This window comes from Bacillus weihaiensis (genome assembly GCF_001889165.1).
GTDB lineage: Bacteria > Bacillota > Bacilli > Bacillales > Bacillaceae > Metabacillus > Metabacillus weihaiensis.
This window is the reverse complement of the sequence record NZ_CP016020.1, coordinates 1,630,772-1,645,835: the sequence shown is the minus strand read 5'-3', so window position 1 is coordinate 1,645,835 and position 15,064 is coordinate 1,630,772. Positions and strand designations below refer to the sequence as shown.

Here is a 15,064-nt window from a genome sequence, read left to right as displayed (position 1 = left end):
ACTAATGCAAAAACCTAATTTTTATAGAAAAGCATAAAAGCTTTCTTTGAAATTTGTAAAAATAAAGACTGTTAAAACCACTACAAAGAAAAACAAATATAAAATCCCTTTGTACACAATTCTCTACTCCCTTTTAAATGGTCTGTACAAATATCTATTTTACAATGTTCTTCAAAAGTCTACAATCAGAAATAGAAATATTCATATTTTCTTAAGATTTTGCTTGTTTTTGACGAAATTCCTCAGTTCCTGCGCTTGCCCGGGCAATATTTCTATTACTCTTTTTTTCTAATCTGTCCATTCTTCTCTCGATATCTTCTTTATTAAATGGGATATCTCTGTTTTCTCTAATATAATTAAGCACTAATTGAGTAAAGTGTATTGCTTTTTCAACATTTTTTTCTTTGTGCTCATAATATTTTGCAAGCTCAATCGCAGCAATAGATGATGTTTGTGGAATATTAAACTTTGCTACTTTTTCCCAAGCCACAGTTGCTTTATGATAATCTTTTCGTTTTTTATATTTAGCACCTAAAGCTAAGTATGTTTTATCCTCGTTCTGTTTACCTTTATTAAGTAATGCTTCATATGCATCAATTGCTGTTTCATCGTCACCTACATAATCTAACCACCTTGCAATCTCATAGTGTTCATTTTCAGTTGCCTCTAGGTTAGTATTTAGTAACTTTAGGGATAAATGGGTATATAAAGTTATTAAAGACAGAACATCAATCTCATTATGCTTTAACACTCCTAAGATGATCTCAGGCCTTTGTTGTTTAACAAACTGAAAATAAATCATTGGAGCTAAAAATCCAGGTACATCATCTTCCCTTTTAATACCTAAAATTTCAGATTCAACATTTGCTAATCTAACAGAGTCTAAGTCATTTTTCCATAACCTTCTTGCTGCATGAAACAAGTCAAAATGCCCAAAAGGAGGAAGCTTGGGTACTCTTTCTTTTATTAAAGTGTGCCTCGTTTTCACTTGTGGCCAATCAAAGGCTTTACCATTATATGTTACTAACGTTTTACTGTTTACCTTCTCCAAAAAACTAGAATATAAGGCTACTTCATTTCCTGGTTGTGGTAAAAGATATTGTCTTACGACTACTTTATCTTCCAGTACTTGTGCTTGACCTAATAGAAAGATTGTGTTCCCTACTCCTCCACCGAGTCCAGTTGTTTCCGTATCGAAAAAGAACAACTCATGAGATTCATGTCCCTTCGAAGAAAGTGGATGTGTAGAATGACTCTGATTCCATAAACGAACTACTTTATGAAATTCACCTAGGCTATAATGACCATGTTTGTAATCTAACGGATATTCGACCTCTTTTATTAAACAAGATTGATTTTCATATGTGAAAACAGTCATTCCGTGTTCTGCCCAAATCGAGTTTTCAGCTGACTCAGTAGGAGAACGACCTTCAATTTGCTGCTCTTCTCTTATAATGTTCTTTTTCATTCGATTAAGTTTATTGATTAATGACATATACCTCGTCCTTTAAATGTTGCAATAAATGATACGTATCCTGCTTTACCGATTCTGAAAATGCTTCTGCCCCAATACACGATGGACAACCTGTGTGACATGGGCAATTTGTTAATAAGGATATCGATTCTTCAATAACCTCATGCATATTTTCGTACAGTCTTTTTGATAGTCCAACTCCACCTGGGTATCGGTCATACATGAAAATTGTTGGCTTGTTGTTGTGAATGGCTTTAACCTGTGAAATAACGTGTAAATCAGAAGGATCACACATGACCTTTAAGGGAGAAACATGTTGTAGTACATGTGCTGCACCTACTAATGCCTCTTCCATTCTTTTTTCCGTATATTTCGATACTATTTCTTCCCCAAGGCTAACCCAAGATGAAGTTGTATGAAGTTCCTCTTCCGGAAGATAGATAGGACCAGAGCCAATATTTTCATGTGTATCGAATTTTATTTTCTTGAAAATTGTAGCCATGGCTTGAACCGTTACATCTCCAAATCCTATTTGGCTGCCATTTTTTTCTTTCAGCATATCTTCTTCGAGAACCTTTAATTGCACGGCGAGATTTGCGTCTGTAAAGTAATCTACATCTACTTCTCTAACGAATGCTTTTTTCTCTTCCCAATCAAGCTTCTCGACTTGAAATTGAACACCTTGGTGAAGATAAATTGCTTCATCGTGTAACAATGTCATCGCACTAAATCGGTCCATTTCACCAATTACTTTAACATTTCCTCGATCTGATTGATCAATGATGATAACATTTTCCTGCGAAGCAGATCTTAAGCTAATGTTATGCGCTGGGAAGGAATCATTCATCCAATGGTATGTGTCATCGTTAAAATGAAGGACCCTCTCTTCAGCAAGGAATTGTAAAATGTCTTCTAATTCTACACCGTCGAAAGTATCACCTTGTTTAAAAGGAAGTTCAAAAGCAGCGCATTTTAGATGGTCAACTAATACAACTAAATTATCCGGATTAATGATGGCTGTTTCGGGATTTTGCTCAAAAAAGTATTGAGGATTTTGAATAATGTACTGATCCAACGGACTGGAGCTAGCTACCATAAGGATTACAGCTTCCCCATTTCTTCTACCAGCTCGTCCAGCTTGTTGCCATGCACTTGCAATAGTACCAGGGTAACCTGTCATAATACACACTTGTAAACTCCCTATATCAACTCCTAATTCCAACGCATTTGTACTGACAACTCCAAGAATTTCTCCATTTCTTAGCCCTTGTTCAATCTCTCTTCTCTGTTTAGGCAAGTATCCACCACGATAACCTCTTATCGACTTTTTCACAAGCTCATTTCTAACCAATTCATGTAAATACGTTAAGATAATTTCTACCCTTACTCTGCTTCTTGCAAAAACAATCGTCTGGATTTTATTCTTCAAAAAATGACCTGCTAATCTTCTTACCTCCAATGTAGCACTTCTTCTAATATTCAAAGGTTTATTAACAATTGGTGGATTATAAAAAATAAAGTGTTTCTTACTAACAGGTGCACCACTTTTATTAATCAATCTCATATTTGTTCCTGTCAGAGTTTCAGCTAGTTCTTTTGGATTAGCTATTGTTGCTGACGTACAAATAAATTGAGGATTACTACCGTAAAATCGACAAATACGTTTTAATCTTCTAATCACATTTGATACGTGGCTTCCAAAAATCCCTCTATAAATATGTAACTCATCAATAACAATATATTTAAGATTTTCAAATAAAGAGACCCACTTTGTATGGTGCGGTAAGATTGCCGAATGCAACATATCAGGGTTGGTAATAACAATATGACCAGCTTTCCTTACTTTTTGACGAATGGCAGGTGACGTGTCTCCATCATAGGTATAGGAGTTAATGTTCACCCCCATTTCACTTATTAATTCGTTCATTTCTGATTTTTGATCTTGTGCTAGAGCTTTTGTTGGAAACAAATACAAAGCTCTACTGTTCTCATCTTCTAAGATTTTTTGCAAGACGGGTAAGTTATAGCAAAGTGTTTTTCCGGAGGCAGTCGGTGTTACAGCGACGAAATGTTGCCCTTTCTTGGCAAATTCATAGGCTTCATTTTGGTGTGAGTATAATTGATTAATTCCACGTCGATTTAATGCTTCTTTTAGACGACTATCTAGATCAAGGGGAATTTCTGAAAATACCGCTTCCCTTGATGGTATTGTTTGCCAATGTACAATTTGATTTGAAAATTGGCTGTCAGATTGTAATGTTTTTAATAATGTAGATAATGTTTGTTTAAATTCCATTTTCCCACCCTCTTTACCTGCTACCTAGCAAAAGTAGTCTCTTTCATTTTAGCGAATAAACGTTCGTAAATAAAGGAGTAAATCTAATTTCTAAGAAAACTTTGCTAAATATGCAGCACCTTAGCTGTTGACCTTAACTTTAGCTCTGATCTAACAAAAAAAGCTGGCCCAAATCTGTGGGACAGCTGTATTTTTTTCTATCTTTTTACTCTAACTGTACATACCTTTGTAGTACCTTTAGTAGCACTTCCAGTAATCATTTCACTTACCTCTTCAATAACATCTGAATTGGTCATAACAATAGGTGTAATAATACTTTCTGCTTTCTCACTAATTAATGATAAATGAGCAGATATCAGTAAATCTCCCACTTTCACTTTTTGACCTTCTTTAACATGGACTTCAAACCCATCTCCATCCAAGCTTACAGTTTCTAAACCGATATGAATAAGGATCTCTACCCCTGTTTCAGAACGTAAACCAATTGCATGTTTCGTATGAAATACTTGAATAACTTGTCCATTTATCGGTGATACAACTGAGCCGTCACTTGGTTCAACCGCAAAACCTTCCCCCATTAACTTTTGAGAAAAAACTGGATCTGGGACATCTTCAAGCTTCAAAACTTCTCCTGTTAGAGGCGAATACAATGTTTCTTCTGTTTTTTTCTCCTTTTTTCCAAAAAGTGACTTCAGCATAATACCGTTAGCAATAGGTAAGCGTTTGAGATTATCTCCGGCTTTTCCCCTGCTCCACACGGAACGTGCCAGTTTCCTAGCATTCCGCGTTCCATCTAACGAAGTTATATTAATTATAAGTTTCAAGTTACTCTTGGTTCTGGATTATATAATTTCTAACTCACATTTTTCCCGATATTTATTGATTTTCTTAAGCATCGGTTCTGTGATGCCCAGAATTTTCTTGAGTAAATCTATCTTAGCTGAATCTTTCATATGGATAAGTTTATGTACATCTTTGTGAAGGATGCGTAAGTTATGAAACTTGTCACTTCCTTCCAGATGTATAGGAATATAGTGATGACAGTGCACATCTTGTGCTTGGAGGAATAATCCCGTGATTTCACAGATTCCTTTTTTCATACTGTATCGACTAATTCGGTTGTCCATATATTCGACACTCCGTGTCGGGATTTTCGATTCCAGTAATAAAGCTATTTCATGCTTAATATTCTTTTGCAAATTTTTAATAATCTGCTCTCGTCCCTCCATCGTGAATGGTGTTCGACTTTGTGTGAAGCTAATAACGTTTTTTGTCTGAACATTGGCGAGTGGGAAAAGGTGAATACCAGCAATTTCAAATGTCTTGAACCCCAAACTATAAAATTTCTTATAAGTTGGTGGTGCATTCGTTGGATGTGAATATTTCCCGATAGGCTTAAGACGATTGTACATCATTGCACCTATTTCATAAGCAAGACGCGAGAACGCTAAATTAACGTGTGTAGCTCTGCAGAAGTAATTATGTAACCCTAAGACAAAACTATTAAAACGCAAAGCATTTTCAGCTGTTGGTGAAGAGCGAAGTATTTCAATCCGTTTCTTTGTTTCAGCTTTTATCTTCTGTACTTTCTCGGCTCGAACAAAAGTGTGAGCCACTCTTTTTTTACCTTTACGATTTGCGAGTATGGTAAATCCAAGAAAAGCAGATGCATGCTTACGTAGATTAATAATCTTCGATTTTTCTGGTGATATATCAAGTTTTAGACGTTCTTTTAGGAATAGCTTTACTGCATGATACCATTTTTCAGCTGTTTTCCAATCTCGACAAAGTATTTTGAAGTCATCTGCGTAACGTACCAGATAACCTTCTTTTAGATGAGTGCGCTTTTTCGCGAGAAGTTCACCTTCCCTAGACTTGAATGATTTATGAAGGGGGAATAGTTCCCATTGATTCGCCACCCATTGGTCTAGCTCATTTAAAACAATGTTCGATAGCAGCGGCGATAACAACCCACCTTGCGGAGAGCCTTTAGTAGGGATACCCTCGCCATCAATCTCGGCTTTTAACATTTTAGCAATACATGCGAGGACTTGTCTGTCTCGAATGCCTATACTCCATAGTTGTTTAATTAGTAGTGTGTGATTGATATTGTCAAAGAATCCCTTAATATCAATGTCTACAACGTAATGAAGTTTTGAATGATTAACTAAAAATTGTATTCTTGCCATTGCATGGTGGGTAGACCGTAGAGGTCTAAATCCGTAACTGTGGTTGTAAAAGTGAGCTTCCGCGATTGGCTCTAGCACTTGTTTAAAACACTGTTGAATAATTCTATCGAGGATGCATGGAATGCCTAATGGTCGCATTTTGCCATTATCTTTTTCTATCAGTTTCCGTCTTACTTTCTTTGGACGATAATTCTTGAGCTGTCTCTGTACTTCTTCTATTAATTCATTCTCGGTTCGTTTCTCGATATCTAATATGGTTTTCCCATCTGTACCGGGAGTCTTCGACCCTTTATTTGACTTAATTGTTCGATAAGCTAATAAAATATTATTCCTCGACGTGATAATGTCGTATAGATAATGGAACGTTTCTTTATTTTTTGCCCGTTGATGTAAGTCTGTAAAGGTGTCAGTCATATCATAATAATCCCAGTATCGTAGAGCTTGCACTGTGGCATCATTCCTTTATGAAGTGATGTTCCCACGTTCTTACCCGACCGGTGCAATGCACATTTGAAAAATAATTAAAACTATCGCTAGACTTGGGGCTGTTCCTCCACCTTCATTACAAAGGCTTCACCAGTCGTACCCCTACCCTCATAAGGACAAATGCATTTCGTCATAAACTTATAGCAACCGTTTTGGGTGACAGCCCTTGAATCAACGTCCCTTACTTTCCAAGTACCTTATAACCTAGCTATCCATTCTAAACTTAGGTGCTTCCTGTAAGCCTGTGAGCTGGATATCGCCATAGTTCGATATAACGTGTTTCAGAGGAGCAATTTTTACTCTACGTCACTCACCCCATCGTACGATGGGACAATAGTTTCCTATTGCTCGTAACTCTAGACCCGTACATTCGGAAGTTCGTCTGTTCTTTTCCACAAGATAATTCTCACCATATTTAGTTTTTCAGCCATCCGGCATATCCATTGGCATACCCTTTCCACACGGAATGGCTTCAGCCTTTGTTCTGCCGACTTCACCTGAGCTCCAGACCCCATAATCTGTCAATTATGACGCATGCAGGAATATTAATGGGATAGTTTCAAAATACGTGGTTTTATCATTCCTATCCTCGGTTATGAAGTTAGGATTTCCGTAGAAATCCCTTGTCTTTTCACACATAAGCGCTTATGACAAAACTTGTCGCGCTACTCCTTTACTATACTTATGTTTTAATTTACCCTCCATCCACAAGTTGAAACAGTATGTATGTAAGAATAACACTTCCCCCTTTTAGTACATATAATAATTTGACTTATATTTACAATGCAGGTAAGGAGGAAATGACATGAAGAAAAAAGCTGATTTGGTAAACCAAAATAATGGTAAAACAATGGGAAGTCTAGATTTCTTTCAAATTGTTGATCAATTTTTTCGTTCTGAGCCAATTAAACAGTTTATCGGGGAATTCGATGCTATTTTGGATCAATCATTCCCTCATCAGCCCATTACAGCTGATACTTACGAAACGGATGAAAATTGTATCATTACACTAAAAATACCACCAGTAAAGAAAGATCAAATTCGACTTGAACTTTATGAACAATATTTAACAATACAAATTACCAATAAAGAAGAAATTCAAGAGTATAATGAAAACCACGCAACTTATAGAAGCTTTTCTTCGTTAGATCGAGTCTCTAAAACCATTCTTCTACCTTATCCCGTTAAAGAACATGAAATAAAAACAACTTTTCAAGACGGTACTCTACTTGTAACAATTCCGAAAAAAGTAAGAACAATAGAAATTGAAAGCCATGATGCTTAAAATCAACTCGCACCAAAGGTAATATTCATTGTTCATTTCAGTCCTCATAAATTCGGTTGTTCATTTTAATTACAGGTATTCGCTTCCAAGAGCGGTCAAGGAGCCTCCCATCGTCACCGAAGTGAGGTCTCCTTTTGACACGCTTCTCCCTTGATCTTGACTAGCTCCAACAATGCCTATTTCCCTCAGTAATAAGCCCGATGCTGACAATACGTGCCTCATGTCAAAAGCAAGGGGGAAATAACTTACCTCAAACAAGTAAATTTAGCCTTTATTAATTTTCGCACAACTTAAATAAACAAAGGTAACAAAGTTAACTATTTTTATGAGATTTACTCCCGTATTTTGGATTTTCCTCTGGTGTATTGTCCTTTTTTAAATCGTTTGCAGAAAATGTTTTATCATCCTTATTACTTGAATTTCTTTTGCTCATCATACCATCACCTCACTTTCACTAAGTAAAAACATGACTATAAATGAATCAGGTTATCTCGATTAGTCTTTGAACTTTTTTAAGTTATATTCTTTTGCCTTTTTAAAACCCAGTAATTGACTAGCAATAAATATTAAAACGATCAAACACTATGAGTGGAGGTGGATAAATTGAAATCAAATTCTAAGATGCCAAAATTTAATGATTTAAACGATCGAATTATTGCAGAAGCTACTACTTCACCAACTCTAGTTATTAAAACAAACTTAGATACACCTAATGTAGAAAAAGAAAATCCGTATCTAAATGAGGAAAAAGAAGCAACGAGAAACTTTAAAAATTTCTTTAAGGACTGATTAACATGGATTTCACCTTAGGATATTTAAGAGAAGCTTTATCAAATTATGAACGTAGCTCAGTTTGCGAACGAATTGTAGGAAAATTAGGGGAGCAATCTTTTACAAGCGAAGTTGAATTTGTAAGAATTTTAGATGAGGATGAAATACAATTTTTAAATAACATCCTCCCTGATGAAATAAAATACGCGTTTGACGAGCAGGACTTTATAAGAGGTAATCAGTTAAACGAGGTATACGAACAATTAATTTAAATTCATCGTTAAATGGAGGAAAAAGATGAATCGAAACAGTAACCATTATATAAATATTAAATTTCAAGCAGGAGCTATTGACCATGAAGGCGTTAATGGCTGTCAAGTGGAAGATGTTATTAGCGTGTTAGTGGAGAAACTAAAATCACATCAGAATGGTGAATTTGCATGTGCTGAAAATTCAATTGCTATTTCAAATTTAGAAACCGCTAACTATGCATTACGAGTGAGAAAAGAAAGACTTGAAAATAAGGAAAGAACATAATGACACCATGAAAATGACAAGTACTAGACAATTTTCTAACACAAATATAGAAGAAGTTAAAAAGCTAAATGCACAGTCAGGCTTATCCTATACAGAAGTAAAAAAAAGACTAGCCGAAGAATATTTTTTAAAACAAAACCAAAATATTTGAGTTCATAGGAGGCCAATAGCCTCCTATTTACACTTTAAACATGGAAGTGACACCTTTAAATAATCCTCCCATTTGATTTACCGCATTCATCATTTGCCCAGCAGTATTCATCATCTTATCAAAGTCTAATTGCCCATCAGATTTCTTGAATTGAGATATGACTGTTTGAAACCCAGACGGTTGCTGTTTCATATATGGTGTTGGCTTTGGATAAGGCGTTGGAAATGGTTGCGCCATATAATTTTTTGTGGGACTGTTAAAGGGTACATAAGGTTGATGGTGAAACACTTGATTTTGTTGTTCCTGATAAGGATGTTGAAAATAATATGGGTTCTGTTGAACTCCTTGACTTTGATCTAGGTAAGGTTGATAATTTCCATACGACAGATAAGGTGAATACTGAGTTTGTTGTCTTCGAGTCCTTCTTTCAAAATAAGGATATTGTTGCTGGTACAAGATTAATTCCCTCCTTACGAACATTTTACTTACTATACTATATGAATCATTCGCCTAGTTTGTGAAAAACTATTTAGTTCATATTTATCCTCTTTTTAGCTCTTTCTTTTACACCTTCCTTTTGACTGTTAATAATCCAAATAGGGAGAAGTTTTCCCTACTTTATTAGGTTGGAATAAAGGATTTGGTTAGGTCACCTGTCTATAAGAACACAAGCTAAAAACCGGAAACGTTACCTACTTAACGACATCCATTATTTGAATACATGATTCCCCTATAAAATGTTCATATTAGAAAAGAACCATAATGAGGGAGGGATTCTGAATGGGTAGAGGTCAACACTTTAATCATAAAGAAAAAGGACATACGCCTACACTTTCAAAACAAGCACAACCAGTAATGGGTAAAGAAACAGAAAAAGTTGGGTACGCAATTGAACCTGTTGCTTCTGAAGGGGACAGACCTGTTTCCATTAAAGTAGAGGATTAAGCAAATATATGTTACAGAGGGTGACTCAAAAGGTTGTTAAATAACGACCTTTTGAGCACTCTTTCTTTTTTTCTCGCAGAACCAAATAAGCAGATTTCTTTAATAAAAAGCAGATTTCTCTCCAATTACATCTATTAATTACTCGATCACTATTCCCCTATTCTTTTCCCTTCATTTATCACCATATGAGTCTTTTCCTTTACAATCTTCTACTTACTCGTTATGCTAGTCAGAGTAGATATTTACCTAGGTAAATATCTAAAAATACTTACTTAGGTAAATAAATAAGGTGTGGATAAATATGGATAATACGAACCAATTATTTCACTTGTTGTATCAAAAAACGAGACACATGACAAAAGAACTTAATGGATCATTACAAAAACATGAATTGTTTAGCTCGCAATGGTCTATCCTTTATTGCCTAATGACTAAGGGATCAATGACTCAAAGTGAGATATGGCGTTATCTTGGTGTCGAAGCTCCAACTGTAACACGAACATTAATAAAGCTTGAAGAATTTGGTTGGATTCAACGTTCATCAGGTCAGGATAAACGTGAACGACTTGTCTCTTTAACGGAAAAAGCATATAAACAGCTACCCTTCGTGGAAGATGATGTTAAAACATTCGAAAAGGTAATGATTTCAAATTTAACAAGTGAGGAACAGAATCAATTATATTACCTACTAAGTAAATTAGGAGAAAAATCCGATATGGAGTGAACCAGCTTGACGTATAAACAAAAAGAACCTATTTGGACGAAAGCCTTTATCAGTATCTTCATCAGCAACTTTTTCATTTTCTTAGCGTTTTACGGATTACTTACTTCCTTACCAATTTATGTTGTTAATAAGCTTAACGGATCTACAGCAGATGCTGGTCTAATTGTCACCATTTTTCTTTTATCAGCTATTATCATTCGTCCGTTTTCAGGGAAGTTATTAGAGGACTTTGGAAAAAAAAGAGTTCTAGTTATTAGTATGATTTTCTTTACCTTATCATCTTTTATGTACCTATGGATTCAACATTTCACTATTTTACTCGTTTTACGCTTCTTTCATGGTATCTGGTTTAGTATTGCGACAACAGCTACTGGAGCCATTGCTGCTGATATCGTTCCGCTTAAAAGACGAGGAGAAGGACTTGGATATTTTGCAATGTCTATGAACTTAGCGGTTGTATCTGGACCTTTTATTGCATTAACACTAATACAAACGACATCTTTTCTAGTACTTTTTCTTATCTTAGGTAGTTTAAGTACTCTAGGTGTTTTTATTACCGCTATTAGTAAACCAAATAATCCTACTTTAAGTAAACCTGATTCAAAAGATAAAGGGCATCTTAAGCTTAGTGATTTATTTGATAGTAAGGCCCTTCCAATTGCTATCGTAGGAACACTAATAGCCTTTACCTATTCAAGTGTTATTTCTTTCATTTCTACTTATGCGAATGAACTGAATTTACTAAATGCTGCAAGTTTATTCTTTGCTGTATTTGCTGTTACTATGATTATCTCGAGACCTTTTAGTGGTCGATTATTTGATTCAAAGGGACCAAATATTGTTATCTATCCTGCACTCGGTTTCTTTATGATCGGTTTATTATTATTAAGTATGACAGAGACTACCTTAATGTTTCTATTCTCAGGCGCTTTTATTGGTTTAGGGTACGGCACAATTGTTCCATGTTTACAAACCTTAGCAATTCAATCAACAGATCGACATCGAAGTGGACATGCTACAGCGACGTTTTTCACCTTTTTTGACACAGGAATAGCTGCAGGCTCCTTCCTATTAGGAATTATTGCTAGCCACTTTGGATATTCCACTCTCTATTTGTTATCAGCTATCTTTATCATTGTGGTTACATTTGTGTATAGATGGGTTCAAGGTCAAACGAATGGACATTCCTCGTCATTAGATTGGAGCGAGTCGCACTAATTGTTGATGAGACCCTCTATTTATACCGAATTGTATAGGAGGCAGCTATAAATAGAAGCTACCTCCTATTTTTATGTATTACTTCATCATGAAAGGTTATGGTAGCTATCACTAATTTTACTTTCTCACCAACATCCCCCATCAATAGATTGAAAATAAAAAGACCAACCCTATAGGAGCTAGTCTTCGCTTTCCATTTCATCCAATATACTTTCTACTACGTATTCTACTGAATGATGCAAATTATAAAATCGTTGTCTGTTTATATCTCTATAAAAGGATTGCAATACTACTTGTTCAATATGTTCAATCGTAGAGTCTAATTGTGTTACATGAATATATTTAGGTTTATTCTTTATGATCCAATCGTTTGCTAACGGTTTCCAAATTTGAATGGATGTAGTTGCACGTTCGAAAGAGGGCTTAACTTGGTTGAAAAAATATTCCTCTGTTTTCTCAGGTTTTACCTCATGCTTATTAAACCTCTCCATACATTCTTCTAAAAGAGTGAGAAGCTCTTTAGATGATGTAATTAATTCCATTGATGAATCACCTCTACCTAATCATATCAAATGATTCGTTAGAAGGACACATAATCAGTTTCTAAATAACTATACAACGGTTTAGACGTAACAAGAAGTTTGAGTCTGGGTTCTAAAATATTGTTCAGAAGCTTTAGGTGTTGACATGGAAGAAATGACATGTGTTAATTGATCATTTAACTTTTCAGTATCAGCTAACAATTGACTTTCTTTTGCTTTCACCCTTTGTGCTCTAGTATTTAATTGTTTTTCTAACGCTTCCAGTTCTTCTTCTAATTCCACTAATTTTGATTCAATTTGGCTCTTATCAAGATATATACTCATCCTTCTCCCTCCTCTTTACATCACTTATTCGAGACTAATTTCCTTCTCCCTTCCCACGTGACAAAACTAGTTTTTATTCGTCAAAGAAAGTACTATCATACATTGTTCGACAGCAGGATAGATGAATGGAAAAGGATTCATTCGGTCAAAATAAATTGTAGGAGGTGCTAAATATGGCAAAAAAACCAAAAGATAAGCAACAAAAAGCAGAAGAAAGAACAAATATTCCGACAGATAAGAAATTAGACGGACCAAACCGTCCTTCTACCTAAAGATGAAAAAAAAGCAAGGTTACTCCTTGCTTTTTTTCATTTTCTCTGTTTCCAATATTCTTGTAAAAGGGTTAACATATGCAGTTGATCTTGTTTATGTTTAAACCAGAAAGTTAGCTCATATTTTTTCGGTATCTTGATCTCCTTAAACCACTTTTTTGTATTTTGACCATGAAACCAATCTTCTTTTCCTTCGTCTAAAGAATGTGAAATGATTGGATACGTTGTACGCAGTAAAGGTGTTTCTCTTTTGCGCTTGTCGGGAAAAAGAAATTCATAATCATATCTAGAGCCTGTATGACTTACTGATTGTGAGAAAACTACAAACTTTTCATATAAACCTGATTCAAAAAGCAGCCAAGCTAATTTTTTTCCAAGATCAATACGATTAGTAATTTCACTAAAATCGTATACTGAAAAACCAAAAAGACTTCCTTCCAATGTTGGAAATAAAACAGTGCTAAAATGAAAAAGATCTTGGAATTTATATGGTATTGATTTAAACACATGACTTTTATATGGTTCTTTTTCCAAAATAGGTTTTTGTATGACATTTTGTTCATTTATAATGAGTGCCTTCATTAAACGGTCTAAGTCAGGCTCTTTCCAAAAGGATAACCACTCTTCTTCCATAAAACGTGAAACTTGTAAATGAGGAAGTAAATGAAACAAAGGGCGATTAAACTTCTTAGAAAACGAATAAATAAGTAGTTGTGGAAAAGCATCCTGAAAAATCATCCAATTAGCACGTTCATAAGTTAAAAATAAGAGATGTCTTTGCTCTTCCGTAAGTGATTTACGAAACCATTTTCCTTGTAAATCTGTCATACTCCATCCAGCGTTTCTAGATACCATACTTGCTAAATATGCCCATTTTATTTCCCTATGTTGAAAATAATACTTTTGGTAAGCTAATGTACGCGAAATGTTGTCATAATTTTTTCTTTTTGTCGTAATACCTATATAAGACAGGATTTCTTTTTCATTGATGAATTCGTCTATTTTCGGCTTATACATGTATCCACCTCGCAAAATAGCGTTTCCTAAATAGATAGTTTATACACATTAACAAAATTGATACTTTTTTATCATTCCTTTTACATTATTTTTGGTATGATAGGTAGTAGTTTTAAAGAGGAGGTTATGTATGATTTTTCGTTATCCTAACGGAAAGGTGTATCAACCAAAAGAACAAGAAGTAAAAAAAAAGCGACAGCAACAGCACCCTTCTTTCACATATAGTAACCGAGGAATGTCTCTAGAGGATGATCTTAATGAGACTAATCAATATTATTTAGCTCATCAAATAGCAGTGATACATAAGAAGCCTACACCCGTCCAAATAGTCAATGTCGATTATCCTAGAAGGAGTGCAGCTGTAATTCGGGAGGCTTACTTTAAACAAAGCTCAACAACTGATTACAATGGAATTTATAAAGGAAAGTACATTGATTTTGAAGCTAAAGAAACGAAGAACAAAACATCTTTTCCGCTTCAAAATTTCCACAACCATCAAATTGACCATATGAAAAGTGTCATCCGTCAAGGTGGGATATGTTTCGTTATCCTTTCTGCTTTTCAACAATTTTATTTTTTAGAAGCAGAGCCCCTCTTTACATTTTGGGATCGTAAAGAAAACGGTGGCCGCAAATCTATATCAAGTGATGAAATCAACAAATATGCGCATGTTATACCTCAAGGATATCAAGCAAGGATTGACTATCTTAAAATTATCGATAAACTATATTTTTAAAGATAGTTTAAAAAGTAACAGTTTTTAGTAGAAAAATGCGATAATTTCGTTATATCTTATAAGGAATAAGATATTTTCTACAGTGTTAGCTTTTAAA

At 34.9% G+C, this 15,064-nt stretch carries 17 protein-coding genes; 9 read left to right on the top strand and 8 right to left on the bottom strand.

All coding sequences use genetic code 11. The features are described from left to right. Positions 1–211 precede the first annotated feature (211 nt). From A9C19_RS07920 to ltrA, 4 genes are all read right to left on the bottom strand, one after another. Entirely contained in the window at positions 212–1,495 is a 1,284-nt protein-coding gene (locus tag A9C19_RS07920) for a ribonuclease H-like domain-containing protein (protein ID WP_072581797.1), read from the bottom strand. Continuing rightward, the gene (locus A9C19_RS07915; protein WP_072579440.1) at positions 1,479–3,770 is read right to left on the bottom strand and encodes a DEAD/DEAH box helicase; all 2,292 of its coding nucleotides are present in this window, start codon (positions 3,768–3,770) and stop codon (positions 1,479–1,481) included. Before A9C19_RS07915 ends, A9C19_RS07920 begins: the two co-directional genes overlap by 17 nt. Before the next feature lie 197 nt (positions 3,771–3,967). After that, the gene (locus A9C19_RS07910) at positions 3,968–4,468 is read right to left on the bottom strand and encodes a PTS sugar transporter subunit IIA (protein ID WP_072581796.1); all 501 of its coding nucleotides are present in this window, start codon (positions 4,466–4,468) and stop codon (positions 3,968–3,970) included. Between the two features lie 144 nt (positions 4,469–4,612). Beyond that, positions 4,613–6,406 carry a group II intron reverse transcriptase/maturase gene (gene ltrA, locus A9C19_RS07905; protein WP_199445779.1) on the bottom strand — a complete coding sequence of 598 codons (1,794 nt, stop codon included), beginning with the start codon at positions 6,404–6,406 and terminating at the stop codon, positions 4,613–4,615. A gap of 844 nt (positions 6,407–7,250) precedes the next feature. On the opposite strand from ltrA, the gene A9C19_RS07900 reads away from it, so the two are divergent. The 4 genes from A9C19_RS07900 (at position 7,251) to A9C19_RS07885 (ending at position 9,038) form a co-directional block, all read left to right on the top strand. Next, positions 7,251–7,730: an Hsp20/alpha crystallin family protein gene (locus A9C19_RS07900; RefSeq protein ID WP_072579439.1), complete on the top strand. Its 480-nt coding sequence runs from the start codon at positions 7,251–7,253 to the stop codon at positions 7,728–7,730. A gap of 603 nt (positions 7,731–8,333) precedes the next feature. After that, positions 8,334–8,519, top strand: coding sequence for a hypothetical protein (locus A9C19_RS07895; protein WP_099092748.1), 186 nt, complete (start codon positions 8,334–8,336; stop codon positions 8,517–8,519). Positions 8,520–8,524: 5 nt separating this feature from the next. Beyond that, positions 8,525–8,773 (top strand): sigma-G-dependent sporulation-specific acid-soluble spore protein CsgA, encoded by a 249-nt coding sequence (locus A9C19_RS07890; protein WP_072579437.1) that lies wholly within the window; start codon positions 8,525–8,527, stop codon positions 8,771–8,773. Between the two features lie 25 nt (positions 8,774–8,798). Next, the gene (locus tag A9C19_RS07885; RefSeq protein WP_072579436.1) at positions 8,799–9,038 is read left to right on the top strand and encodes an Acb2/Tad1 domain-containing protein; all 240 of its coding nucleotides are present in this window, start codon (positions 8,799–8,801) and stop codon (positions 9,036–9,038) included. A 178-nt stretch (positions 9,039–9,216) separates the two neighbouring features. Here the strand turns inward: A9C19_RS07885 and A9C19_RS07880 are convergent, their stop codons facing one another. Next, the gene (locus A9C19_RS07880; RefSeq protein WP_158515063.1) at positions 9,217–9,645 is read right to left on the bottom strand and encodes a YppG family protein; all 429 of its coding nucleotides are present in this window, start codon (positions 9,643–9,645) and stop codon (positions 9,217–9,219) included. Between the two features lie 324 nt (positions 9,646–9,969). Here A9C19_RS07880 and A9C19_RS21975 point away from each other — a divergent pair, with 324 nt between their 5' ends. The 3 genes from A9C19_RS21975 to A9C19_RS07870 all read left to right on the top strand — a co-directional run bounded on the left by A9C19_RS21975 (position 9,970) and on the right by A9C19_RS07870 (position 12,076). After that, entirely contained in the window at positions 9,970–10,134 is a 165-nt protein-coding gene (locus tag A9C19_RS21975; RefSeq protein WP_199445816.1) for a hypothetical protein, read from the top strand. Positions 10,135–10,435: 301 nt separating this feature from the next. Then, positions 10,436–10,858, top strand: coding sequence for a MarR family winged helix-turn-helix transcriptional regulator (locus tag A9C19_RS07875; protein WP_072579434.1), 423 nt, complete (start codon positions 10,436–10,438; stop codon positions 10,856–10,858). A gap of 6 nt (positions 10,859–10,864) precedes the next feature. Continuing rightward, a complete protein-coding gene (locus tag A9C19_RS07870) occupies positions 10,865–12,076 on the top strand; it encodes an MFS transporter (RefSeq protein ID WP_072579433.1) in 1,212 nt (403 codons plus the stop codon). Positions 12,077–12,255: 179 nt separating this feature from the next. On the opposite strand, the gene A9C19_RS07865 is transcribed toward A9C19_RS07870, so the two are convergent. Further along, the gene (locus A9C19_RS07865; RefSeq protein WP_072579432.1) at positions 12,256–12,618 is read right to left on the bottom strand and encodes a DUF1798 family protein; all 363 of its coding nucleotides are present in this window, start codon (positions 12,616–12,618) and stop codon (positions 12,256–12,258) included. 81 nt (positions 12,619–12,699) lie between these two features. After that, positions 12,700–12,942 (bottom strand): hypothetical protein, encoded by a 243-nt coding sequence (locus tag A9C19_RS07860; RefSeq protein WP_072579431.1) that lies wholly within the window; start codon positions 12,940–12,942, stop codon positions 12,700–12,702. Positions 12,943–13,115: 173 nt separating this feature from the next. Here A9C19_RS07860 and A9C19_RS07855 point away from each other — a divergent pair, with 173 nt between their 5' ends. After that, entirely contained in the window at positions 13,116–13,214 is a 99-nt protein-coding gene (locus A9C19_RS07855) for a spore protein (RefSeq protein WP_072579430.1), read from the top strand. Between the two features lie 36 nt (positions 13,215–13,250). On the opposite strand, the gene A9C19_RS07850 is transcribed toward A9C19_RS07855, so the two are convergent. Then, a complete protein-coding gene (locus A9C19_RS07850) occupies positions 13,251–14,231 on the bottom strand; it encodes a DUF2515 family protein (protein WP_083584317.1) in 981 nt (326 codons plus the stop codon). 133 nt (positions 14,232–14,364) lie between these two features. Here A9C19_RS07850 and recU point away from each other — a divergent pair, with 133 nt between their 5' ends. Further along, on the top strand, positions 14,365–14,967 hold the full coding sequence (gene recU / locus A9C19_RS07845) for a Holliday junction resolvase RecU (RefSeq protein WP_072581794.1): 603 nt from the start codon (positions 14,365–14,367) through the stop codon (positions 14,965–14,967). The last annotated feature ends 97 nt before the right edge of the window (positions 14,968–15,064 follow it).

Excerpts from the sequence above, each read along its gene's own strand:
- A9C19_RS07890 (WP_072579437.1), top strand. The coding sequence starts at position 8,525 with ATGGATTTCACCTTAGGATATTTAAGAGAAGCTTTATCAAATTATGAA.
- A9C19_RS07865 (WP_072579432.1), bottom strand. The coding sequence starts at position 12,618 with ATGGAATTAATTACATCATCTAAAGAGCTTCTCACTCTTTTAGAAGAA.
- A9C19_RS21975 (WP_199445816.1), top strand. The coding sequence starts at position 9,970 with ATGGGTAGAGGTCAACACTTTAATCATAAAGAAAAAGGACATACGCCT.
- A9C19_RS07875 (WP_072579434.1), top strand. The coding sequence starts at position 10,436 with ATGGATAATACGAACCAATTATTTCACTTGTTGTATCAAAAAACGAGA.
- A9C19_RS07920 (WP_072581797.1), bottom strand. The coding sequence starts at position 1,495 with ATGTCATTAATCAATAAACTTAATCGAATGAAAAAGAACATTATAAGA.
- A9C19_RS07900 (WP_072579439.1), top strand. The coding sequence starts at position 7,251 with ATGAAGAAAAAAGCTGATTTGGTAAACCAAAATAATGGTAAAACAATG.
- A9C19_RS07860 (WP_072579431.1), bottom strand. The coding sequence starts at position 12,942 with ATGAGTATATATCTTGATAAGAGCCAAATTGAATCAAAATTAGTGGAA.
- A9C19_RS07910 (WP_072581796.1), bottom strand. The coding sequence starts at position 4,468 with ATGCTGAAGTCACTTTTTGGAAAAAAGGAGAAAAAAACAGAAGAAACA.
- A9C19_RS07850 (WP_083584317.1), bottom strand. The coding sequence starts at position 14,231 with ATGTATAAGCCGAAAATAGACGAATTCATCAATGAAAAAGAAATCCTG.
- A9C19_RS07855 (WP_072579430.1), top strand. The coding sequence starts at position 13,116 with ATGGCAAAAAAACCAAAAGATAAGCAACAAAAAGCAGAAGAAAGAACA.
- A9C19_RS07885 (WP_072579436.1), top strand. The coding sequence starts at position 8,799 with ATGAATCGAAACAGTAACCATTATATAAATATTAAATTTCAAGCAGGA.
- A9C19_RS07915 (WP_072579440.1), bottom strand. The coding sequence starts at position 3,770 with ATGGAATTTAAACAAACATTATCTACATTATTAAAAACATTACAATCT.